Origin of the sequence: Geminicoccus flavidas (genome assembly GCF_009806515.1) — a bacterium.
GTDB classification, from domain to species: Bacteria; Pseudomonadota; Alphaproteobacteria; order Geminicoccales; family Geminicoccaceae; genus Geminicoccus; species Geminicoccus flavidus.
This window is the reverse complement of record NZ_WUJP01000296.1, coordinates 1-1,721: the sequence shown is the minus strand read 5'-3', so window position 1 is coordinate 1,721 and position 1,721 is coordinate 1. Positions and strand designations below refer to the sequence as shown.

The following is a 1,721-nucleotide window of genomic DNA, read 5'->3' as shown; positions in this document are numbered from 1 at the left end:
GGCGCTACGGCGCCGAGCTCGCCGCGACCCGGCGCCACTGACCGGACTATCGGAGCCCTTTTGCGATGACGATCACGGTCAAGGGTGTGGCCAAGGAGTTCGGCGGCTTCCGTGCCGTGGACGATCTCGACCTGGTGATCCACCAGGGTGAGCTCGTCGCCCTGCTGGGCCCTTCCGGCTCGGGCAAGACCACGCTGCTGCGCATCATCGCCGGGCTGGAGTTCCCCGACCGGGGCCAGGTGCTGTTCAACGGCGACGATGCCACAGCGCGGGCGGTGGGCGAGCGGGCGGTGGGCTTCGTGTTCCAGCACTACGCCCTGTTCCGGCACATGACCGTGTTCGAGAACGTGGCGTTCGGCCTGCGCGTCAAGCCGCGCGCGCAACGCCCGACCCGTGCCGCGATCGCGGCACGAGTCGGAGAGCTGCTCCGCCTCGTCCAGCTCGAAGGCATGGCGCAGCGCTATCCCACCCAGCTTTCCGGCGGCCAGCGCCAGCGCGTGGCGCTGGCCCGGGCACTGGCCATCGAGCCCCGCGTGCTCCTGCTGGACGAGCCGTTCGGGGCATTGGACGCCCAGGTGCGCAAGGACCTGCGCCGCTGGCTGCGTCGCCTCCACCAGGAGATGGGCCTGACCTCGGTGTTCGTGACCCACGACCAAGAGGAGGCGCTGGAGCTGGCCGACCGGGTCGTGGTGATGAACAAGGGCCGCATCGAGCAGATCGGCGCCCCGGCCGAGATCTATGACCGGCCCGCCAACCCGTTCGTGTACGAGTTCCTTGGCCAGGTGAACCGGGTACCCTATCGCGGCGAGGGCGGCACCGCGCGGGTGCTGGGCCGCAGCTTCGCACTGGAGGGTGCTGCGGGCGACGGCATCGCCTATGTACGGCCCGAGGAGATCGAGATCAGCCGGGAGCCGCGGCCGGACAGCGTGCCGGCCCTGGTCCGCCATGTCACGGCACTGGGCCCAGTGATCCGGATCGACCTGGACCTCCAGGGCAGCGACCCAGTCGAGGTCTCGCTGCCGCCGGCGCGCTGGCGCGACCTGTGCGTCGCAAAGGGCGATGCCGTGCATCTTCGCCCGGCCAATGTCCGGATCTTCCCGGCGGCCTGACCGTTGTCGTGCACGACCATGCGCAAACCACCGGCCAATTCATGACGAGCTTCATCACTGTCCTGCCGGAGCAGCGCCAGCGGGCAATCCTGGCGATGATCCTGCCCAAGGCCCGGCAGGGCGGGGAGCTGCCGTCGTGAGCGCCGTTGTCACCCTGCCTGCCGGAGAGCGGATCGGGCGCAACCGGCTGGGGACGTCGGCCATCTTCATGGTCAACGGCACGGCCATCGGCTTGTGGGCCGTCCACATCCCGCTGATCGGTGCTGCGCAACGCATCGACGAATTCCTGCTCGGCATGATGCTGCTCACGGTCGCGGCCGGTGCCATCGCGGCAATGCCGGCGGCAGGCTGGCTGGCCGGCCGCAATGGTGCCGATCGCGCCACTCTCGGCTTTGCCGCCGGCTTCGTGCTGGTGATGGCGTTGCCGGTGCTGGCGCCCGGCCTGCCCAGCCTGTTCGCCGCGGCCCTCCTGTTCGGCATCTGCAATGGCGGCCTGGACGTCGCGATGAACGCGCAAGCCACCGATGTCGAGCGGGCCCGCGCGCGCCCGACTATGTCCTCGTTCCACGGCTTCTGGAGCCTGGGCGGGCTGGCGGGTGCCGCAATCGGCGG

Annotated in this window: 2 protein-coding genes; both read left to right on the top strand. The window is 70.2% G+C overall.

Translation table 11 applies throughout. The features are described from left to right. Positions 1 to 65: 65 nt before the first annotated feature. The gene (locus tag EQG76_RS08180) at positions 66 to 1,109 is read left to right on the top strand and encodes a sulfate/molybdate ABC transporter ATP-binding protein (RefSeq protein ID WP_159712296.1); all 1,044 of its coding nucleotides are present in this window, start codon (positions 66 to 68) and stop codon (positions 1,107 to 1,109) included. A 136-nt stretch (positions 1,110 to 1,245) separates the two neighbouring features. After that, positions 1,246 to 1,721: MFS transporter (locus EQG76_RS08175; RefSeq protein ID WP_159712294.1), on the top strand; the 476-nt coding region annotated here is incomplete at its 3' end.